The organism is Halorubrum sp. Eb13, from assembly GCF_002252895.1.
In the GTDB taxonomy this organism is placed as follows: Archaea; Halobacteriota; Halobacteria; order Halobacteriales; family Haloferacaceae; genus Halorubrum.
On the sequence record NZ_NHPE01000067.1, the window covers coordinates 1 to 18,553 of the forward strand.

At 53.6% G+C, this 18,553-nt stretch carries 14 protein-coding genes and 2 pseudogenes; 4 read left to right on the forward strand and 12 right to left on the reverse strand.

Going from position 1 to position 18,553, the window contains the following annotated elements; translation table 11 throughout:
• Positions 1-197, reverse strand: a pseudogene (locus DJ75_RS19030) (IS5/IS1182 family transposase); the annotation flags it as partial.
• Positions 198-1,290: 1,093 nt separating this feature from the next.
• On the opposite strand from DJ75_RS19030, the gene DJ75_RS07735 reads away from it, so the two are divergent.
• Positions 1,291-2,340 (forward strand): RNA-guided endonuclease TnpB family protein, encoded by a 1,050-nt coding sequence (locus DJ75_RS07735; protein ID WP_094523930.1) that lies wholly within the window; start codon positions 1,291-1,293, stop codon positions 2,338-2,340.
• Between the two features lie 273 nt (positions 2,341-2,613).
• Here the strand turns inward: DJ75_RS07735 and DJ75_RS07740 are convergent.
• The 6 genes and pseudogenes from DJ75_RS07740 to DJ75_RS07765 form a co-directional block, all read right to left on the reverse strand.
• Positions 2,614-3,250: pseudogene (locus DJ75_RS07740) on the reverse strand (IS6 family transposase).
• A 38-nt stretch (positions 3,251-3,288) separates the two neighbouring features.
• Positions 3,289-4,062 carry a hypothetical protein gene (locus DJ75_RS07745; protein ID WP_176451428.1) on the reverse strand — a complete coding sequence of 258 codons (774 nt, stop codon included), beginning with the start codon at positions 4,060-4,062 and terminating at the stop codon, positions 3,289-3,291.
• Positions 4,063-4,094: 32 nt separating this feature from the next.
• Positions 4,095-4,292 carry a hypothetical protein gene (locus DJ75_RS18145; protein ID WP_094558222.1) on the reverse strand — a complete coding sequence of 66 codons (198 nt, stop codon included), beginning with the start codon at positions 4,290-4,292 and terminating at the stop codon, positions 4,095-4,097.
• A 782-nt stretch (positions 4,293-5,074) separates the two neighbouring features.
• Complete coding sequence (locus DJ75_RS07750; RefSeq protein ID WP_094523931.1) at positions 5,075-5,491, reverse strand: SHOCT domain-containing protein; 417 nt, start codon at positions 5,489-5,491, stop codon at positions 5,075-5,077.
• 588 nt (positions 5,492-6,079) lie between these two features.
• Entirely contained in the window at positions 6,080-6,559 is a 480-nt protein-coding gene (locus DJ75_RS07760; RefSeq protein WP_094523933.1) for a DUF3592 domain-containing protein, read from the reverse strand.
• Between the two features lie 445 nt (positions 6,560-7,004).
• Positions 7,005-8,681 carry an ATP-binding protein gene (locus DJ75_RS07765; RefSeq protein ID WP_094523934.1) on the reverse strand — a complete coding sequence of 559 codons (1,677 nt, stop codon included), beginning with the start codon at positions 8,679-8,681 and terminating at the stop codon, positions 7,005-7,007.
• A 307-nt stretch (positions 8,682-8,988) separates the two neighbouring features.
• On the opposite strand from DJ75_RS07765, the gene DJ75_RS07770 reads away from it, so the two are divergent.
• The 3 genes from DJ75_RS07770 (at position 8,989) to DJ75_RS19035 (ending at position 11,869) form a co-directional block, all read left to right on the forward strand.
• Positions 8,989-9,960, forward strand: coding sequence for a DUF3592 domain-containing protein (locus DJ75_RS07770; RefSeq protein ID WP_094523935.1), 972 nt, complete (start codon positions 8,989-8,991; stop codon positions 9,958-9,960).
• 771 nt (positions 9,961-10,731) lie between these two features.
• Positions 10,732-11,391, forward strand: coding sequence for a hypothetical protein (locus DJ75_RS07785; RefSeq protein ID WP_241881411.1), 660 nt, complete (start codon positions 10,732-10,734; stop codon positions 11,389-11,391).
• A 250-nt stretch (positions 11,392-11,641) separates the two neighbouring features.
• Entirely contained in the window at positions 11,642-11,869 is a 228-nt protein-coding gene (locus DJ75_RS19035) for a DUF5684 domain-containing protein (protein ID WP_241881410.1), read from the forward strand.
• 358 nt (positions 11,870-12,227) lie between these two features.
• On the opposite strand, the gene DJ75_RS18150 is transcribed toward DJ75_RS19035, so the two are convergent.
• The 5 genes from DJ75_RS18150 to DJ75_RS07815 all read right to left on the reverse strand — a co-directional run bounded on the left by DJ75_RS18150 (position 12,228) and on the right by DJ75_RS07815 (position 18,443).
• Positions 12,228-13,751: a DUF6498-containing protein gene (locus tag DJ75_RS18150; protein WP_254921898.1), complete on the reverse strand. Its 1,524-nt coding sequence runs from the start codon at positions 13,749-13,751 to the stop codon at positions 12,228-12,230.
• A 993-nt stretch (positions 13,752-14,744) separates the two neighbouring features.
• A complete protein-coding gene (locus DJ75_RS07800) occupies positions 14,745-16,196 on the reverse strand; it encodes an amidohydrolase family protein (protein WP_094523939.1) in 1,452 nt (483 codons plus the stop codon).
• A 104-nt stretch (positions 16,197-16,300) separates the two neighbouring features.
• Complete coding sequence (locus tag DJ75_RS07805) at positions 16,301-16,621, reverse strand: hypothetical protein (RefSeq protein WP_094523940.1); 321 nt, start codon at positions 16,619-16,621, stop codon at positions 16,301-16,303.
• Positions 16,618-17,241 (reverse strand): class I SAM-dependent methyltransferase, encoded by a 624-nt coding sequence (locus DJ75_RS07810; RefSeq protein WP_094523957.1) that lies wholly within the window; start codon positions 17,239-17,241, stop codon positions 16,618-16,620. Before DJ75_RS07810 ends, DJ75_RS07805 begins: the two co-directional genes overlap by 4 nt.
• Before the next feature lie 278 nt (positions 17,242-17,519).
• Positions 17,520-18,443 carry a helix-turn-helix transcriptional regulator gene (locus DJ75_RS07815; RefSeq protein ID WP_094523941.1) on the reverse strand — a complete coding sequence of 308 codons (924 nt, stop codon included), beginning with the start codon at positions 18,441-18,443 and terminating at the stop codon, positions 17,520-17,522.
• Between the last annotated feature and the right edge of the window lie 110 nt (positions 18,444-18,553).

Genomic DNA, 18,553 nt, shown 5'->3' on the forward strand with positions numbered 1-18,553 from the left:
CGATCCATTTCACTCGCCCAATCGACGATCTCGCGGTACGTCGCATCCATGTGAACCCGCAAAAAGTGGAGTGTGACATGCTTCCACCCGGGAAATCCGTTGCCAGTCGGATCACTCACCGCCGTTGTACTGGCGGCACAGCGCTTTTGAGCCAGCGACGCGGCTTGCTTAACGAAGCGGAAGAGTAGGGTAGACACATTCGGCTCTTCCGCTTCGCTTCCACCTTCAGAGCGACGCTATCCCGTCGCCTTCTGCGGATTCAACAGAGCAGAACGATCAGCAATCCGATGAACAGTATCCCACCGGTTTTGCTGAGCGTCCGTCGTAGTCCGTCACTGATCGCATGGCTGAGGTGGAGGGCCATATCTGCCGGTTCGTTCCGTAGTAGATAAGTCCATGGCTGGTTCTCTGGACGAGAAACGCGACGCTTCTGGATCAGTCGGGCGAACTGTGGATCTGCTAATATGTGGCCGGTTTCTCTGTGATCACGTGAGAGTCAGATTGAAACGGTAGTCAGTGAGACACGGCGAAACCCGCGAATGTGATCTCATCACACTAGCCGTGTAGACTAGGGACCTGCGTTTCCGGCGCTGAAACGCGACAGTACAATTTTGAATCAAACGCATCAGTATCTATCCGGGATGCTGGGGAAGATACAATCGAAAGAGCTGGCGCTGCTGGTTTGGTTGGTGGCGACGTTCGCTATTGGAACTGTGGTGTATTCGCCGTTGAATGGGCTTGCGCTCTCTGTGCCAACGACCTGGGGATTGTGGGCGCTGCTGATGTTGCGTGAGAGAAAATAAAACATTCGTAATCAGAGGAGGGGAGCCCAAGATAACTAGCGGCGAATTTTTGAACGAAGCTAGCCTAGATTCGTGTACACCCGCCGTGTCTGTGCGGCGACAACAACAAGACCAACACCGACGGCGGCGAAGACAACTGGGACTCCCAACGACGTGCCCCGAGCGGTGACGCCGGCAAAGTCAGCGACGAACCCGCCATTGAGCAGACCGACGTACCAAATTCCGAGATACAACGCTTCGAACAGCCGAGGCGATCCAGTCCATAACCCGGTAGCGAGTGCGAGCGACGGCGGGAAGATGACAAGACCCGTCACTCCGATGAGTGCGGTGGGGCCTCCTGTGGCCACGGCGATTACGGAGAATCAAGGAGAAAGCCTCGCGCTTCAGCGCGGGGATGAATCCGACAAACGATGATACAAACCACCGACGATAGCGCGGCCTGATATTCCAGTAGATATTTAATATAGCACACTTAATTACAGGTGTAATAGTCACGGTGACTGTCACCACGAAGTTCCACAATCCATCCCTCTCACGGCGGAAAGAGTGGCAACGCGCCACTCGACTCTACCGTGACACCAAGCAATTCTGTATCAACGGATGGGAGAACGGCGACTTCGGGAAGTCCGTGACCACGGCCAGTATCGACAACGACCTCTACTCGGCCATCCAGAACCAAGCCATCCGTGAGGCGAAATCCGATCATAATAAGCACGGGGAAGTTCGCTACCGAGAGAGTCAACCGTTCGCCATCAACAACCAGAACTGGGAACTTGACACGACCGAGAACGGCACAGTCGTCGTCGGCTTCCCGTGCGTCTCCCAATGGTGGTACACACCGATAGAGGTGTACGACGACATTGCCGACTCCGTAGACCGACTGGTGGAGGGTGACGCTGACAAGACCCGCCTACAGGTGTACCGTCGCGGCGACGACTGGTACTGTACGTTCAACGTGGAATACGACGCCGACACGTCGGGTGAGACACCGATCGGTGTCGATATTGGCCAACGACACATCCTCGCTGTGACAGCTTATGGCGAGGATGAGTCAATGCTGGTGTCTGGTGGTGAGGCGAAATATGTTCGACGCAAATATCGTTCCCTACGCGATTCGCTCTCGGAAGCGGGTGCGCTTCGCGCACGTAACCGTGTAGGTGACAAAGAACAGCGTCGAATCAAAGACCTGAATCACAAACTCTCCCGTCGCCTCATCACGTTCGCGGAACAGTTCGAGAACCCTGTCATTCGGATGGAAGACCTCGAAGGTATCCGCGAGGACAGCTCATGGTCAGGTGTTCACTCGTGGCATTTCCACCAACTCCAACAGTTCATCACGTACAAAGCCGAACGTGCTGGGATTCGTGTTGAGCAGGTCGATGCGTACCATACCAGCCAGCGGTGTTCAGCGTGTAGTTCGATAGGAAGCCGTGATGGCGACCACTTTTCGTGTTCGGAGTGCGGTCGAGGACGCCACGCGGACCTGAACGCTTCAGAAAACATCGCACAACGGGAGGGTGAACCATGTACGGCGTAGCAGTTCGGCTGACGCGAACCGTACTACCTCGCTGGTTAAATAGCCGGCCGTCTTCGACGCCCGCAGATTGCGGGGAGGAAGGCCCCATTGACAGGGCTACACGCGCTGAAAAGCACACCGTTGGTCACAACTCGGTGGCGACCGTTGACGGTCCACGCGAAAGCGTACTTGAGGCCCGAGGAAACGCGCAACCTGAATATCCCCTTCGGGGAATCCTCGCGCTTTAGCGCGGGGAGGATGTTAAAAACGTTCCGGCTCCGACGACCGTAGTGTTCAGATAAGCTGGTTCCATGCGAAAGCGAACGATCTGAGCCACTCGTCGGCAGTTTCTGCTTTGGCGTTGCTAAAACAGTTTGAGAAACTGGTAGTTCTGCGTTTTATCTCACGAAAGACACGTTCGACGCTGTTCCGATTTCCATGTCGTTCGTGTCTGAAATCGAGGTCATGTTTGCGACAGGCTCGCTGAAGTGAAGCTGATCCATCGACGAGAATGGTTGCATCATCGACATCATGTTTGTCGCGGAGGGTAGCGAAAAAACCGATCTGCGAGACCGTTATTTGTCGTCGGCTCAAGCTGTGTATGGAGCAGATCGTTCGACTCAGGATCGACAGCAGCGTACAGCCAATATTGTTCATCGTCAAGCCGAATCACAGTCTCATCGACCGCAACGTGATTCGGGCTCCGATCGGATTCTGGCTGTAGATCGGCTTTGTGAACCCAGTTATAAACGGTGGATCGAACTCTTTCAACACCAAATACCTCAAGAAATGAAACAGTATTCGAAAGCGATAGTCCTGCTAAATGAAGCTGAATACTGAGCTTCATCAACAGCCGCGGTGTTGCCTCTCGCTCCACAAACTCTAAGTTGATATCGTCTAAACAGCCGTTGAGGCGGTCGTTTTCGGGCATAGATCACTTTGAAAACGCACCGCCTCACCTTTCAATCCTTATCTGAACACCGCGCCGACGACAGCGGTGATTAAACAGCTAGCAATCCACTCGGCGACGAGTTGACCAACCGGGTAGTCGGATGTGAGAACTTGAGGGCGGATCCCATGGCGAGCGGTCTGTGAACCGATTTGTGACCAGACGAAGAGCGGCCAGACCGCAACCAACGAGAGCAGCCCCCGGGCAGCCCCTTCGGTGCCACCACCAGTGAGGGCGATTCCAGTTGGCACAAGCACCAACAGACCGGCACCGAGGTACCACCAGCGCGGTTGCCCGCGGAGAAGGCGTCGGAGCTTCATTGTGAGAACGCGTCGGAATCCGACGGCATTACGACGGGTAACAGGAGGAATCGTGACATCATCACCAACGTCCGAAGTGGACACAGCCGAATCAGTCGTGTCTGTTGGAGTTTGTGGATTGGACGCTGTCTGTGTCGCAGTCTCAGGGGGAGTCTCGTCGAGGGGGAGACGCTGACGTGCCTTTGTCACAACCCCGTCGGTCGCTTGGAACCAATTAAACGGCAGTGCCGCGACCAGCGTCACAGCAAGCCCGACGACGACCGTACCCAATCGCTGAGCGAAGAACCACGCCGGCCACGGGCCTCCCTCATACCGGAACGTTTGCGCGTTGGATCCACCCGTTCCGAAGTTCGCGAAGCTACTCTCGAATCCCGGCACAGCGGCCTGTATTGATTCGAAGGTGAGATCGTACGCGAGGGTGAGCCCCACAATATCGAGCGCTTTGGCTCTGTTGAACTCCTCTCTAAGTGACATTTCTAATCCCGGGTTTGCTCAGCAGTATAGGTTTATTTCCCGTAGAGAAGATACGACAATACCAGAAATCCCACTATTGGGCCGAGAATAAATCCACCCACCGCCGCGATCTGTCCGCTGACGGATCCACCGATCCCGGCCAGAATGACTCCGATAACGACGCTACCGACAAGAAGAAACGCGCCTGTTTGCCATTCTTCCACCAGGGCTACCCCGCTTGTGTGGGACATAGAGTACGATTGAACTGCCTTCCACTTAATCAGTCCGCGTGTATACGCAGCTCTCATCAACCGGTTGTCTCACGCAAAAATATGTCTGAAGAATAGGATTTCAACAGAGCCCTCGAACCCCCCAAAGGCCCCCCGAGTACTGCTTACCGAACGATTCTATCTCAAGTCGAATGTTTGCCCTAGTGTATTGAAGTGGCATATACCCGGGTCCAATGTTTCTGGGTCAGTGACAGGGTCGACACAGATCGGCGAAGTAGTAGAATCCGTGTTTCACGTTCCGTAACGGTGACTCAACTTATTACGGACTGGACTTCCACCGTCCATACATGCCCGCAAAACAGGCTTATCGCGCTGAGCATCGCACAACCGACCACTCAGGAAACCCAGATACACGTCGGGTTAGTGGTGAGAGTCTATGCCTCAGGAATTACGACGATAGTACCCACAATGTTCACATCACAATCACCGACGACAACGGCGAAACCGCGTTCACCCGGACCGTCTCTGTCGGTCCACAAGACACCGTCAGCATCCAGACTCGTCTCGAACGCGCAGTCTACCGAGTAGACGTCCGACTGGATAACGGTGTGGGTGACCGCGCAGACTGTCTTCTCGGCAGCGATCCGAATGAGTGTGCCAAGATCGAAACTGGAAACGGAGTGGTTAGCGTCGTTGAAGGCTATTTTTGATCGGCTGGCGTGTGTGGCGGAGAGCTAGTGAGAGTTGAGAGTTAGTCTCGTTTTAAAGGACAGATGACTGGCTCTATATCGTCACCAGAGTTGTTACTTTTCCGACTCTTCCAAGACCGAATCCTCTTCCAGATGCGATGGCGCGTCATCTCTGTCGGACTCGAGGAGTCGTTCGACTGTGTCTTCAAATTCCGCATCGCTGAGCTCTCCGCTGGTATATCGCTCTTGTAGTGTTGACAGCGCATCATCCGCAGAGCCGGTGTCGTGACTGTCGCTCGGAACGTCTCCCGAAGCCGCGGCTGCCCATAGCGGGTACTGTTCCGGGTCATACTCGTCGGTATCGGGCGGTACCTCCTTAATCGTGAACTCAAGAACGCCAGACGCGACCATCCCCGCGGTCAGTGCCACGTACCACACTGCCGGAGTGAGTACATACACTCCGGCGACGGTCACAAATCCGGCCACAAGTGAGACCGGATGATCGTCCAGTTGATCGAATATGGAGGGCATCACCGTGTCGACAATTATGGGTCACGGCCAAAATACATACGGCTAAATGTTCTTGACCAGAGGCATACTACCAGCGTAGAAAACGCTGATGCCCCCCCATCCCTCCGGCCCTCGAAGGAGGTTTGTCCCCGTAAATCTGCGGAGGGCATCAGCAACTGTGTGTATGCTACTCTTTCACAAAAATCGATCGACGCTCAGGCGCTTGGTGTAGACCCTGTATAACTGAGATACGCTAATACCGAAGATACGCTCCGCTACCGATACAGATCGTAGCGATGAGTAACAATCCACCACTGAAAACATTCCTCAGCGTGCCTGAAACTCCAGGATTTGCGACAATATTGAAAGCCTGCTGAAACACAATTAGTTGGAATACTAGCAGAAGACTTCCTCCAGAAACCAACAACTGACTCTTCGAGCTTCTGTCCATAATTCAGTCAGCATCCGGCAATTGTATAGGTGTTATTCACGCTCTCTAGCTCAGAAACAGAGGCATAGTATTCGATTCTCAGGCCAAATAATTCTGATGCGCAACGTATTTAACCTGACTCACGCCCAACTTATCACCCCGAGCGCAGTTTCAGCGTGTTAGAATTTCCTTACGGCGGAAACTGCTGCGAAGAGAGTGAATACTCCACTGAGCACAATCGCGATGATCGGTGCGTTTGACGTTTGATCTTTCAAAAACGCATCTCCCGGCTGGTCGGGAGAGACATATGCGGTTGTCTGTATCCCCTGTTCGTACTCTTCAATAGCTGATTCGGCGCCTGACTGCGTTTCGTAGTTCTGTTCAATATCTGCGGGATATATTTTTGTTCCAGTATATTCATTCCCATTATAGGTGTACTCAAACTCGACCACTGAATCGAAATTCGCACCTGGATTTGATGACGTTCCGCTGTCCGTCTCGATGTCGAGTTCAGCGATAGTCGCATCAACCTCGACTGACTCTCGAACTGCCTCTGTCTGTTGAACGTAATCGTATCCCCCGTAGCTGATGATAGCAATCCCAATGAGGATGTACAGTAACGCACCTTTGAGACTATCCAATGGGACCGGCGGAGCCACAGAGGAACACCGCGTGTGGGTAGGTCGTGTCAGAGGTAGATGAAACGGCTGGTCATTGAGGGTTGCTTACTTTTTGTCCCAGTTTATTCAATCTCGTACACTTGTTCGTTGATACTGTAGAACTTTCGTTCAGTATACATTCCAGAAGTATATCAGCCCACCATAGAAGATCGCACTTATAATTGCCACTAAAAGTGCTGAAAATAGTGTGCCATCGGTAATCAGATATTCGTATACCAAGACAACAACGAACCAGAGGAGACCATGTACTATCGGTTGCCGGAGTGACTGGATATTGGTGTTAGTGGAGGGCATCATTGTTAATTGAATTAGCCGAAGAAAGACCTCTGCTGATATTGTACTGACACCAACTGCGTCAGAATATACAACTTGGCGAATGTTTTAATAGAGTACATTCCTCTAGAAGTATGGCGTCAATACGCCTTCACCGATTATCACTGCCGTCTGAGTCTTGCGGCATCGACTCTTTGTTCCGATAAAAACGAACGACTACAGTAGTGCCTGTGGAACCAGTTGACTGGAACTCAAGTTCAGCGCCCAGTTGGCTTACGGCCCAATTGACGAACCAAAGTCCGACTCCAAGTCCGTGCTCGAGTTGTGTTTCGCTCGATTCGGTCAATAAGTCACGCTCTCGGTCTGGGATCCCGGGACCATTGTCCGCGATGCGGAGCTGCGGGATATCATCAGCTGTTCGTTCCACCTCGATATCGACTCGTGCGGGGTCATCTGAGTGAACGATAGCGTTCTCAACGAGTTCAGTCATGAGCCGGCGCACAACAGTTCGATAGGAGGTCAATTGCAGCCGCTCCGGTGCGGTGACTGAGATGCTGCTATCCGGATAATCATCACGTGCCGTCGCAGCGACTTCGTGGGCGACAGCAGCAATGTCGACCGTTGACGGAGCGCTAACGCTATCGGTCATAACCGCTTCAGCCTCTCGTGCCTTCCGGCTGACCGAGGCAAGCTCGCTGGCACTATTTTGAATGGCTGTCTGGTGCGTGTCGTCTTCTACGTGATCCGCATGCGCTAAGATCACGTCGAGTTTGTTCCGGGCGTTGTGTCGAAGCACTCGGTTGAGTACTGAGAGCCGCTGTTCCCGGGTTCGTTGATCGGTCACGTCTCGAAAGACAATTGTCCGCGCCACAGGCTCCTCGTCGCTGTCACCCATGTCGCGTTCGACGTCGGAGACCGTGTACTGAAACGGACGTCGGCCCTTTGTCGTCTGAAACGAGGCGACCTCTGTGGTACCTCCTGATAGATCTACCCCGCCGAACCCGTCAACGGCCGCGTTGAGTGGTGTCCCAATCACGTCTCGTGTCGTCCACCCAAACAGGCTTTCAGCTGTCACGTTGGCATCGAGGATATTTGCTTCCCAGTCGACAACGACAACCGCCTCCTGAAGCGATTCGACGACGCGTGACCGGGCGACATAATCTGCTTTCGGGAACCCCGTCAATACCGGATAGCGTTGAATCGCAACGGCAAGTAACACTCCCGAAACTAACAACCCGCCAGTGACTCCATCGATGATCAAACTCCCGTCCAGCCAGCCCCCAATAACGTATGGTGCTGAGATTGCTCCCAGCTGGATCCCAACCTGTGTCCTTGAAACACGCCCGTGGTTCCAACCGTACCTGAGGAAGAGAAACGCTGCGTAGACGTAAATTATGAACAATAAGAATAATTCAGTACCGACGAGCGACGCGAGTGAGCGACGAATTTCCTCTCGCATTGGGTCACCCTCGAACGTGGCTGCTGCCCCAATCAGCGGGAGCGTAAGGAGAACAAACACCGCCCCTCGGAGAAGAGTAAAGCCTGTCTCTCGGCCGATATATCCAAGCACATAGACTAGCCATATTGCGGGAAGAAACACAACCGGGACAACCTGCGCGATAGCAGCCAAATTCGATCCGACCCCCCACGCGTTCGGAAATTCAGATATCAGCGAGAGGAGCGCCCACAGCAACAGACTGGCGGTTATTAGCGCAAAGGGGACCGCATTTGGGGGGGACCGATCCTTCGCAGTTTGCCACGTTACCCACGCCAGCAGGCCTACAGCAACGACATCAACGGCAACTGAGAGTCCTAATGAGAGCAGCATTGGCGGAGGGGATTCGCTTTCGGATTTTTATATGGAACAGCGTTGAACTGCTGGGCAGTTACTGGTGTCATTGCGCTCACTCACGCTGGTTGTTCAAGTGATTCATCCATAATTTCATTACACCCGTTACTGGCCCGGAAACACGGATATGTCGAGTGGTATAGCCGACTCTGAGGATAGTTGTTTCGTAAGTTTATTTCTAAGTTTGTCGGCTTCGTCCAGCGGTATAGCGATCAACTGACTGCTGTTGCTGCTGTTGAAACACTCCGTTCAGGCTTATTGGTTCCCCTAAAAATATTCAGGTGAAATGCAGTTTACTCTCCGTGGGGTGGCTGTCACGGTTACGCCGCTGATCCTTCTCGCGCTCATTCTCGGACTTGGTATCGCTGGGTATGGAGGTTATGACTACGTCCAGCAATCGAACGCTGTTGACGATGCTGTCGCTGTTGAAACAACTGTTGTTGGCACCGATATCAGCAGATCTGATGGGCGTCGCTTCTACTACCGCGTCTCAGTTGAGCACACCTACGAATATCAGGGGCGTGAATATACGAGCAAACAGGTGTTCCCAGGCTCAACGAGGCCGATATACACCGTCCAGAGCGACGCTCAGCGTATTATTGAGCCGTACGAACCGAATGAGACAGCTACAGCCTACGTTACCCCCGACAACCCTAGTGGAGCGTCTCTCAAGCGACAAACGATATTTGCTCCATTCAGATTCATTGGTTTCGGGAGTCTTCTGGCGCTCTTGACAGCACTTCATGCGATTGGGGCGCGTAATCCTGGCCAAAATACAGAGATTAGTCAAACGAGTGAGCGCGAGCCAACTCGATATAACACGGTGTTCGGGCTCAGTCGGGATACACTGTCTCGAGTTAGTAAGCGTCTCATGCTGTTTACACCAGCTGTGTTTTTTGTTTCTCTCGTAACCATAGTAGCACTTCTGTTGAATTCGGAGGGATCATCACTACAGGTCAGTGTGACTAATCCAGTCGGATTCGCGTTACTTGCGGCGCTTCTATCGGTTTTAGGATTTGTCTTTGGGCTCACACTCTATGGCATTTGGTCATTTACCGAATACAGACGACTGCGTGAACGTATTCCAGACCCACGGCCACCGAGTCCGTTCCGACATCCGTCTCGCCTCGTTACAATCATGTACTCCCGAGAAGAACTCAACGCCTATGGCCGTCGAGTGAAACTGACCGGCTTCGTGTTCACACTCATCGTGTTCCTCATCAGTGTCGTCGCGTTCGTGCTCGTGACGGCGTCGTGATAAAAAAGAATTAGCTCGATCGGTACAACGAGAGGAGAGAGCCTATAAATAGGAATGTACCGACGGCGATTAATGCGGCCCCTATTCGTGTTGACTCTGTGATTTTTATCGCTCCGACTGCCGTCATTGCGATCCCGACCACACTCAGCAGAACCTTCCATACCGCGTTTGGGACCAACTCCAGCAGTAGTTCGATAATGAACTCAAAAATGTCATCTATCATGTGTATTAATCACCACGACGTTGCTTAGTTCGTCAGTTAGCAATAGTGCTGGTTGGTACATCCATTTGCTTGTTTTTACTTCTGTGTTCACCATTTCAACCTCTCGGCTCTGTTGAAATCCTCAGCAGTTGATACAAACAGGCTGCCGAATACAGGGCGCGAGTCTGTCACCCATCTACAGACTGGGTGGTATGACGGTTGTACAACCACCATGGAATATGGAGTACCATTGCTAAGATAACTGCCACACCAAACTCCAAGAGAACTCCATCAGTAACCTGGGACGCAAGAAAGACTGCAGCGCCAGCTATGACGGCAGTTATGAACCGACTCGGGTTCCAATTGAGGAGGGCAGACTGAAGCGCGGACATTACTTCCTTAGCCGGAAGCTACGAAGATATGTGTTCTGGAAGTCTGGGTTCGGTATGATAAACTCACCCCCTGTATCTCGCGTGGAGTTTGTATCAGAATCTAAGAATTTTAACAGAGCTAACTTCTTTTAATGTTGAGAAATTGTATCAAAACGCAAAAGTAAATTTCTGTCATCAATGGTTTCCACGATACCCTCCACGGATTCTGAGCGCTCACAAAAAGCGGTTGATGTCGCACAGCAATATCTTAGACGCGAACGTCCACTCAACGCGCTTGTCGTCGTCCTCGCGGTGTCGGTATTCCTCGGCACATATCTCGTAACAGCATTGCTACCATCTGTTCTCGTCGCAGCTATCCTCATTATTGGAGTACGACTTCCTATTTTTCAGTCAAACGGGACGTTCCGACTTCGAACTAGTGACGACCTTGATACTGTTATTGACGAATTTTCCGGGCCCCTACCGCCTGTTCTCGCACTTCAATGGGGTGTGGCTGATAAGGTCTCCATAGAGGGTGACACAGCAATATATTCCGTTTCGTACCTGTTTGGACTCCGATCGGCCGACGTGACTGTCCACACGAAAACGGATTCGACAGCAGGTGGTGGCTACCTAATTGAGTCAGAAGTCACGGTTGATGGACAACCATGGGCAACATATACGTCGACGATTAACAGCTCAAGGGAATACACAACCATCGACGTAACATACAGCTCAAATCGGCGGTTCGGACTACGACGTGTCCCACAACAGCTGATCGCGAATCGGTATCGTGACGAGGTGCTCTCGGTTCAGGGATACACTGTTGTCACACGTGAATCGCACTTCGGGATATAACTATTCTAACGGTTGTGGTTCAGTGCCTGAAACGCTGACTTGGATTTCTTATTGATATAGGAGAATCAGTTGAGTGATGCGATTAGCGTTGAGTTCATCCGTTTCGATACAAGGAGCAGGTAGTACCAATATTGAATTGTTCGTTACACTAGGACTCACTGTTTTGATTTTTGCCGGATTTTGGAAAGTATTTGAGAAAGCTGGTAAGCCGGGGTGGGCTGAGATTATTCCGATATAAAACCTCTACGTCTTGGTCAAAGTAAGCGGAAACGCATGGTACTGGTTTGCTCTGTTCTTCGTCCCGGTGATCAATTTCTTCGCCACGCTGAAGATTAGTATCGATATCGCTGGCAAATTCAATAAGGGAATCCTGTTCGGCCTCGGACTCACGTTTATTTCGTTCATCTTCTACCCACTTCTTGGGTTCGGTGGCTACCAGTATAACGATGCCACTGGCTCAACTGAGAGCGTGGCCTGACACTCAAAAAATCTGATTCAGGCCCAACTGCGCCGTGTTTCTCCCGATGAAACGCTGCTATGGGCTTGATACTATTCCCAGTATTATATACAGGTAGCCGCCGGCCGGAGGCGGTCTTGAACAAATATCCGGTCGCTGAGCCTCTCCCATCGCTCACCTCTCCCCCCGACGGATGGGAGGCTCACCACCTCCCCCGCGACGTTCCATCGATCACCCCCCGCTGGAAGGACGGCCCTCCACCCTGTCCACCAGCATTCATCTGTCAAATAGAGTATGTAGCACCGACACCTCACCAGTAGAAGTTAGTGTCACAAATTCGTGGAGCCGCAGTCTAACACTGGAGGGTCAACAGCGTTAGTTATTGTTTGATCTGATAGATGATAAGCCCGACGAGCGGAATCGCAGTGAACAAAAATACGAAGACGCCCGCTGCTACGCCGCCTTCAAACTGAGCAGCTATCACCAACGCAATCAGTGAGACGACTCCGAACAGAGCCACCGACGCAAGCGAGATACGAGGTGCTGTACCGTCTAGCCGCAGCAATTCGATGCTAACTTCCACCATAGTGTCTGGCTCGTGTGTATTCGCATTCCAATTCGCACCAGCGTCATTGTCTGCGGTACTCGCGTCGACAAGTGAGTTCGTGATTGGGGTCGTATCTTCGAGTCGTGGTAGCTTGGTCGGCCTGCCACCGCGGTCAACGAGTACCGTCGAGGTGTCCAACCACCTGTCGACGGCGTCACGTTCGATTCGGACCTCATGATCAGCTAGCGATTCGTACCGCCAAAGAGGGGTTTGAAACAGGGTATCAGTCGCAACAATGGTGTCCGAATCTAGCCGGTATTCAACACCAGCGTACCGGATCCAGTAGTCGAGATGGATGAGACCAAGCGGGACGCCGATCCCGAGAAGCATGATGCCACCCGCTATTTGGGTAGCACCATCAAATACAGCAAGTGATGCGGCGAGAAAGGCGAGTGGTGTCAGCAACCATAGTCCAGGGTGTGTCCGGAAATGTGAGGCCGTAGGCAGCAGCCGTCCCGACAGCGACGGCCGCAAAACTGTGGGATTGCCTGATAGCGTTGTCTCAATTGTCTCACGCTCCGGGGGACTGTATGCGTCTCCACGGCCGACAAGTGACCAAAATCCCGCACCGAGACGGCCATCGTAGTAGTATTCTGCGAGATCGGTGAGGAGCCTAATTGAGACTACCACTGCGACAAGTGGTCCCGTCGCAACCCGTTCAACCGCACGAGAGGTCTCTCCACCCCCGCCGTTAGAGACAACCAGAGCTGCGGTGAGCAGCGCGATGATGCTTGCGAGGAGTACTGTTGCGCCTTCCGTGACAACACTCTGAAGAGCGGTTGCGACGTTGTGATCTTGGTAATCACCATCTCGAAAGTACGTAGTGGCTGTTCGCCATCCTGCTGCGATGAAAATTCCAAACGCACCAGCAATAAGCCACGACGAGATGTTGGCATCCGGATTCACACTTGCTACGGGGCCGACAACTAATGCCCCGACGAACAGCCACAGTCCGATGAGGATCGGTACCACGAACAAAAGTGTCGGAATCGTCAGTAGTCGGACGTTAGCACCGATCAGCGGGACTGAAATGGAGGTCTGTTTTGTGGCAATCGCCCCCAACAGGATTGGATCCCCGTTCCGTTCCATTGGCCGCCCGGCAAACGTCGCTCGAACAACCGCCCAAAAACAGACAACACCGAACTCAAGCCAATATAACGTCAGCAGTTCTAAAACCGACAGGTTGAAAACAACAATCCCGACAACCGGAACCAGATTCGCCACAAGGAGGGCCGATAGTTCGGGATCCGGGAGGCGACTATCTCCCGTATTGTGAGTTGTCGCTGCTGAGCTCATCTACGGATGTGGTGACAAAGCGACCCGCTGCGCGTACCCTGGGCGTGGAACACAGACCCATCAGGATCAATCACAGTTCTGTCTCGTGACTTTTGAACAGATGCTGTGGAGGGCATTCATGTACCTAACCGGTAGCGGATCTAATAGTAGTAAGCCATCGTTGCTGGAGTCAGTGTTGATCACTGAGTACGGGTTTATACCGACTGAGAGTACTTCCTATTGAGGTGAGGATGACAAAGACCCCAACCACGACGACAAGCCCTCCTAGGACCGGCTCAGATAAGTAATAAAGCAGCCAGCCTATTGCAATGTTGGTACTGGCCAGTCCGATCGGATAGAGTGTCTGTTGTAAGTACATGGCTCTCAACGCTGTCGGTACTGAGTTGCCGCAGGTAGTGCTGAAAGATCCGTACCGAGCGGGCGACAAGCAACGTGATTTCGGGAACTGGCTTTTAGATGATCTCTAGGTCGTCGGATCTGGTGGTCTATTTCCGACAACAGCCTGTCGAGGGCTCTTCCCCGCCAGTCCTTGTGGATGCTAACTTCGAGTTGCTCGTGGAACTTGTGTCTCCGAGGAATTGGATATTGAAATACGTACACCATCGTCTTCTGTAGTATCTGTGCGTTGATTCCCCCTGTAACCAAGAGCTAATAATACAGACTTGACGAGAAGCATTGGTCTAAGTATACAGAGTCACCAAGGTAGGATATCTGGTCGTTTTATGACTATAGCACCGATGGTGGAGAATATCGGTGACTCTCAATGTATCAAGTTAGGACATACAGGTCCCGACAACACTAGTGATAGTATACTCAAGAATGTGCCTCTGATGTGGTGTCCCCGTTACACCAGATCAAATTGGCTGAGATACTCAAATAAATTTAGTGATGTCATACCGCGGTTTTACTGAACACAAGGAGAATGCCCTGGTACTTGACCCCGAGGCGATTCACCTGTCTGTGTTCCCGATCCATCAGCTACTGACCTAATCTTCACAGGTATTGGTTGACAACGCCGCGGCCATACTGTTTTATCGCTCTCAATAGGAGCCGTCCAGACACGCGTCGAAGTATCGATCTGTCCGGCGGTGTACTGCCAGCGAGGGACGTTTCCCAGCCAGTACATCGCTGAAAACGTTTTCGCTCTCGGATTGCGGCTGTTTGAACGGTCTCGACATCCATAGATTTGATCGACCGGTCCTCCATCAGGATGTCACCTTCTACGACAACCGTCTCAACGTCTCCCGCAGTTACGGTGTTCATCAGTACTGAAGGAATGTTGCTGTACGGCTGATGGCGCGGCGTATTGACGTCGATGACGACGAGGTCGGCGCGTTTTCCCTGTTCGAGACTCCCGATCTTCCCGCCGAGGCCAAGTGCGCGTGCGGCATTAATGGTGAGCATTTTGAGGAGATCGTACGACGACCATTGCTGAGCACCGTATTCGAAGTTCGCCAATAACCGGGCGTGTTTGGATTCCTGAATGAGATCCCAGGAATCGAACCAGAACGGATCATCCAGGCCGATGACAACGTTCGCGCCGAACTCTTGGAGTGCGGGGAGTGGGAACCAAGTTTGTGTTCCAGCTTGGAAGTAACTGTAAACGGTTGGGCAGTGAAGCACGTGTGCGCCGGCATCGGCGATCCGCTGTGCGTCGTCTCGGCTTGCGTGTAGTAGATGGGTGAGTAATGTTCGCTCATCAAGGAGGCCGTACCGGTCGAGTAAGTCGAGTGGGTCATCGGTGCCGCTTCCCGCAGCCATCGTGTCGGCCGCGGCGGAATCATACAGATGTGTATGAAGTCGCAAGCCGGGATAGTCCGCCCGTAGCTCGGCCACACCCTCCCAGAGCGTCCGTGAACAGCCGGCTTCGCCCCCCGGTGCGATACTCGCCGTGACTCGTCCCTCGAAAGTATCGTGATAGGTTTCGATGAACCGTCGGGCGTCTACGAGCTGTTCGGCTGCGGACGCAGGGGTGAGGAAGTCAGCGAGTTCCGGTCCGATCACGCCGCGTAATCCAGTCTCACCGATCGCTTCCGCCCCGAGTTCCGGCGTGAAATCCATCGCGTTGACGGTTGTGACGCCGTGTGTGAGTTGGCGTAGGCAGGCGAGCCGCCACGCGGCCTCGAAAAAATCGTCCCCCAGAGTCGATTCGGCCGTGTGATACAACGCGAAGGCTTCCTTGAGCAATTCGTCACCGGGGAGTTCACTGAACAGTCCTTGCACAAGGGTGAAATCGGTGTGACGGTGGGCGTCGATGAGACCAGGGATCACGACCTTGCCGCTCGCATCGATCACGTGTTCCGCGGTCGATCGGCGATCTGCGGGCTCAGTCGGTTCGACCGACAAGATGGTTCCGTCGGTCACTCGAACGGAGCCATTCTCCAGTATCCGGTTTTCGTGATCCACCGTAACCACGATCGCGTCGTGAATCAGGAGATCAGTCATGATCGGCACACGGTAGCCGAACCGCGAAAGTCGTTCGGGAACGGTGACCGCTCGGCAGGGAAAGCTCCCGGCCTCCGGTCGCTGGTGCGGTCGTCAGCATCCGCTCAGGCCGTCCGTGGCGACCACGTGTTCAATCGGTAGATCATCCGCAGCACGGCCAGTACGATTCCAGCGCCGACCAAGACACCGAGATACGACGGTGGGTTCGTCACGGAGACGAGAATACCGATCGCGAACACGGCAAGGCCGACACGGAGAACGGAGTTCCCCGCAATATCCTGTACCACGTCGTCCGGAATCTCTCCAGTCTCGTCGTACCCTGCGAGGAGAAACGTCCACCCGTGGAACTTGATCAGTGCCCCCGCGAACGTCAGGAGGACACCGACTGCGAGCCACTCAAACGCGCCGGAAGACGGCTCTATCACCGGTCGTCACCCCCTCCGGGCGTGATCTCGAAGGTAGTTATCATACCGAACAATCCGGTGTCGGTCTCCTCGATCGAGAGCCCCGCTTCATCGACGATTTCGCTTGGTTCTTGCGTCCAGCGACATCCGCTCTTCGCGTAGTGGGGATCGGCGCGCCACTCTTGGAACCGGGCGATCGGCCTCACATCGCTCCGCCCGTGTTCTATGAGACGGATCGTCCCGTCCGGCTTACAGACTCGATCCATCTCCTGGAGTGCGGCAACCGGATCCGGAAACGTACACGTCGATAGCGCCGAGATCACCGCATCGAAGCTATCGTCCGGAAATGCGAGATCCTGTGCGTCCATCTCCAAGAGCGTCCCGTCTCTCCCGAGATCGGCGAGCTGTTCCTCGGCGTTCGACAGCATCTCCGGGCTGATATCGATCCCCACGAGTTCGACCGTCTCGGGCAGGTACCGAAAGTTCGTTCCGGTGCCGCAGGCGACATCTAACACTCTGCCGTCCACGTCGCTGAATCGGTGGCGGCGACGGCGTCCGATGACGATCCGATCGAGCCATTCGAGCCGACTCATCCCGTCCGCGAACTCGGCGTAGGACGCTTTGATCTCCGAGACTGACATCGGCCGGTTCGCTACCGTGCCGCGGTCAGTCCGCTTCGCTTCTCGATGTCGGTCACGTTCCGTGTGTTCTGTTGACGTCATCTCGTTGAACACCGTGTTCCACACTCGGATCGTCGCGCGGCCCACCCATAATATTTATCGAAGTATTGATATATCATTGGAACCGTTTCAAAATCGAATTTGAGCGATATAGCGCGAACACACCTATACGAGTCGAAATCCTCGATTGATGTCAGAAACGGCTCGTTTCGCTAAACGGAATTTTTGTAGTAATTCTATTACGAATTGCGTTTGCTCTGGTCTCTGCGTCGCACGCGCTCAGTGCGTGTGACGGTGGTACTCTCGTCGAGGAACAGTCGGAGCGTGGAGGTGTCACGCCGTAGCTCGACGCGATACTCGTGGGAGTTAGTGCTAACCCGTTCGGAGGTCCACCGGCCGTCGTGAAGATAACGGTTGAACTCCCACACGCCGGATCCCAGAACGTCGACGCCGTGCTCCCAGTGAAACGATATCGACTCCGGATGGTACGCCGCGGCGACGGGCAACGGGAGGCTCAGGAACCGTAAACAGTCCCGACATTCGCTCGTAGTGATGAACGAGACGGGCCGTTCGTCCGGGAACGGGATGTCCGCGGCGTCCTGTACTCCAGTTTCGATACAGCCACCGCAGTCCGGGCACACGCCGCGACGGGCCTTGAGCAGGTCACCGGCTTGCTCTCGGGTTACGGCGTCGATCAGGTCCTCTCCGGTGCGCTCGCGGACCTGGGCCGGCCTGACCCGATACGCGTTTACACCTCGATCGCAGGCCGTACAGTACACCATGAAATACTGGTCTTCAATCACCGCCCGAACCGTCGTCTCACCGCAGAACAGACAGCCACCGTCCGTCTCGATCGGGCTGATTTCAGAAGGCTGACGGTAGTTCTCAGCGAGGACGAAACGGACCAGCTGTTCCCCGGCGTGAGTGAACGCATAGCCGTCGTTATGTTTTCGAAGGAACACCCCTGTGAGTTCTCCGAGGTGGTACGATAGCTTCGACGTGCTGTCGACGTCAACGCGGTCGTAGATGTTGGAAAAAGACAGCGAAGCGATGCCCGTCCGTTTTTCCTCGTGTTGTGCGTACGCGACCGTTCGGAGGTTGTCGAGTCGTATCTCGTCGGCCAAGAGGTTGAAGACCTCGTCTGCTGTTCGTTCGGTCTCCATAGGGAGTGACACGTCGCTGTGTTATTGAAACATGATCATGAGATGTCACGACTGGCACCCGATATCCGTACAATGCGAACTCCACTGACAAGCCCACGACTTCAGTCGTG

Coding starts and splice junctions, on each gene's coding strand:
- DJ75_RS07745 (WP_176451428.1), bottom strand. CDS start 4,062: ATGTCACTTAGAGAGGAGTTCAACAGAGCCAAAGCGCTCGATATTGTG.
- DJ75_RS07785 (WP_241881411.1), top strand. CDS start 10,732: ATGGTTTCCACGATACCCTCCACGGATTCTGAGCGCTCACAAAAAGCG.
- DJ75_RS07815 (WP_094523941.1), bottom strand. CDS start 18,443: ATGGAGACCGAACGAACAGCAGACGAGGTCTTCAACCTCTTGGCCGAC.
- DJ75_RS07810 (WP_094523957.1), bottom strand. CDS start 17,241: ATGTCAGTCTCGGAGATCAAAGCGTCCTACGCCGAGTTCGCGGACGGG.
- DJ75_RS07750 (WP_094523931.1), bottom strand. CDS start 5,491: ATGCCCTCCATATTCGATCAACTGGACGATCATCCGGTCTCACTTGTG.
- DJ75_RS18150 (WP_254921898.1), bottom strand. CDS start 13,751: ATGAGCTCAGCAGCGACAACTCACAATACGGGAGATAGTCGCCTCCCG.
- DJ75_RS07770 (WP_094523935.1), top strand. CDS start 8,989: ATGCAGTTTACTCTCCGTGGGGTGGCTGTCACGGTTACGCCGCTGATC.
- DJ75_RS18145 (WP_094558222.1), bottom strand. CDS start 4,292: ATGTCCCACACAAGCGGGGTAGCCCTGGTGGAAGAATGGCAAACAGGC.
- DJ75_RS07800 (WP_094523939.1), bottom strand. CDS start 16,196: ATGACTGATCTCCTGATTCACGACGCGATCGTGGTTACGGTGGATCAC.
- DJ75_RS07765 (WP_094523934.1), bottom strand. CDS start 8,681: ATGCTGCTCTCATTAGGACTCTCAGTTGCCGTTGATGTCGTTGCTGTA.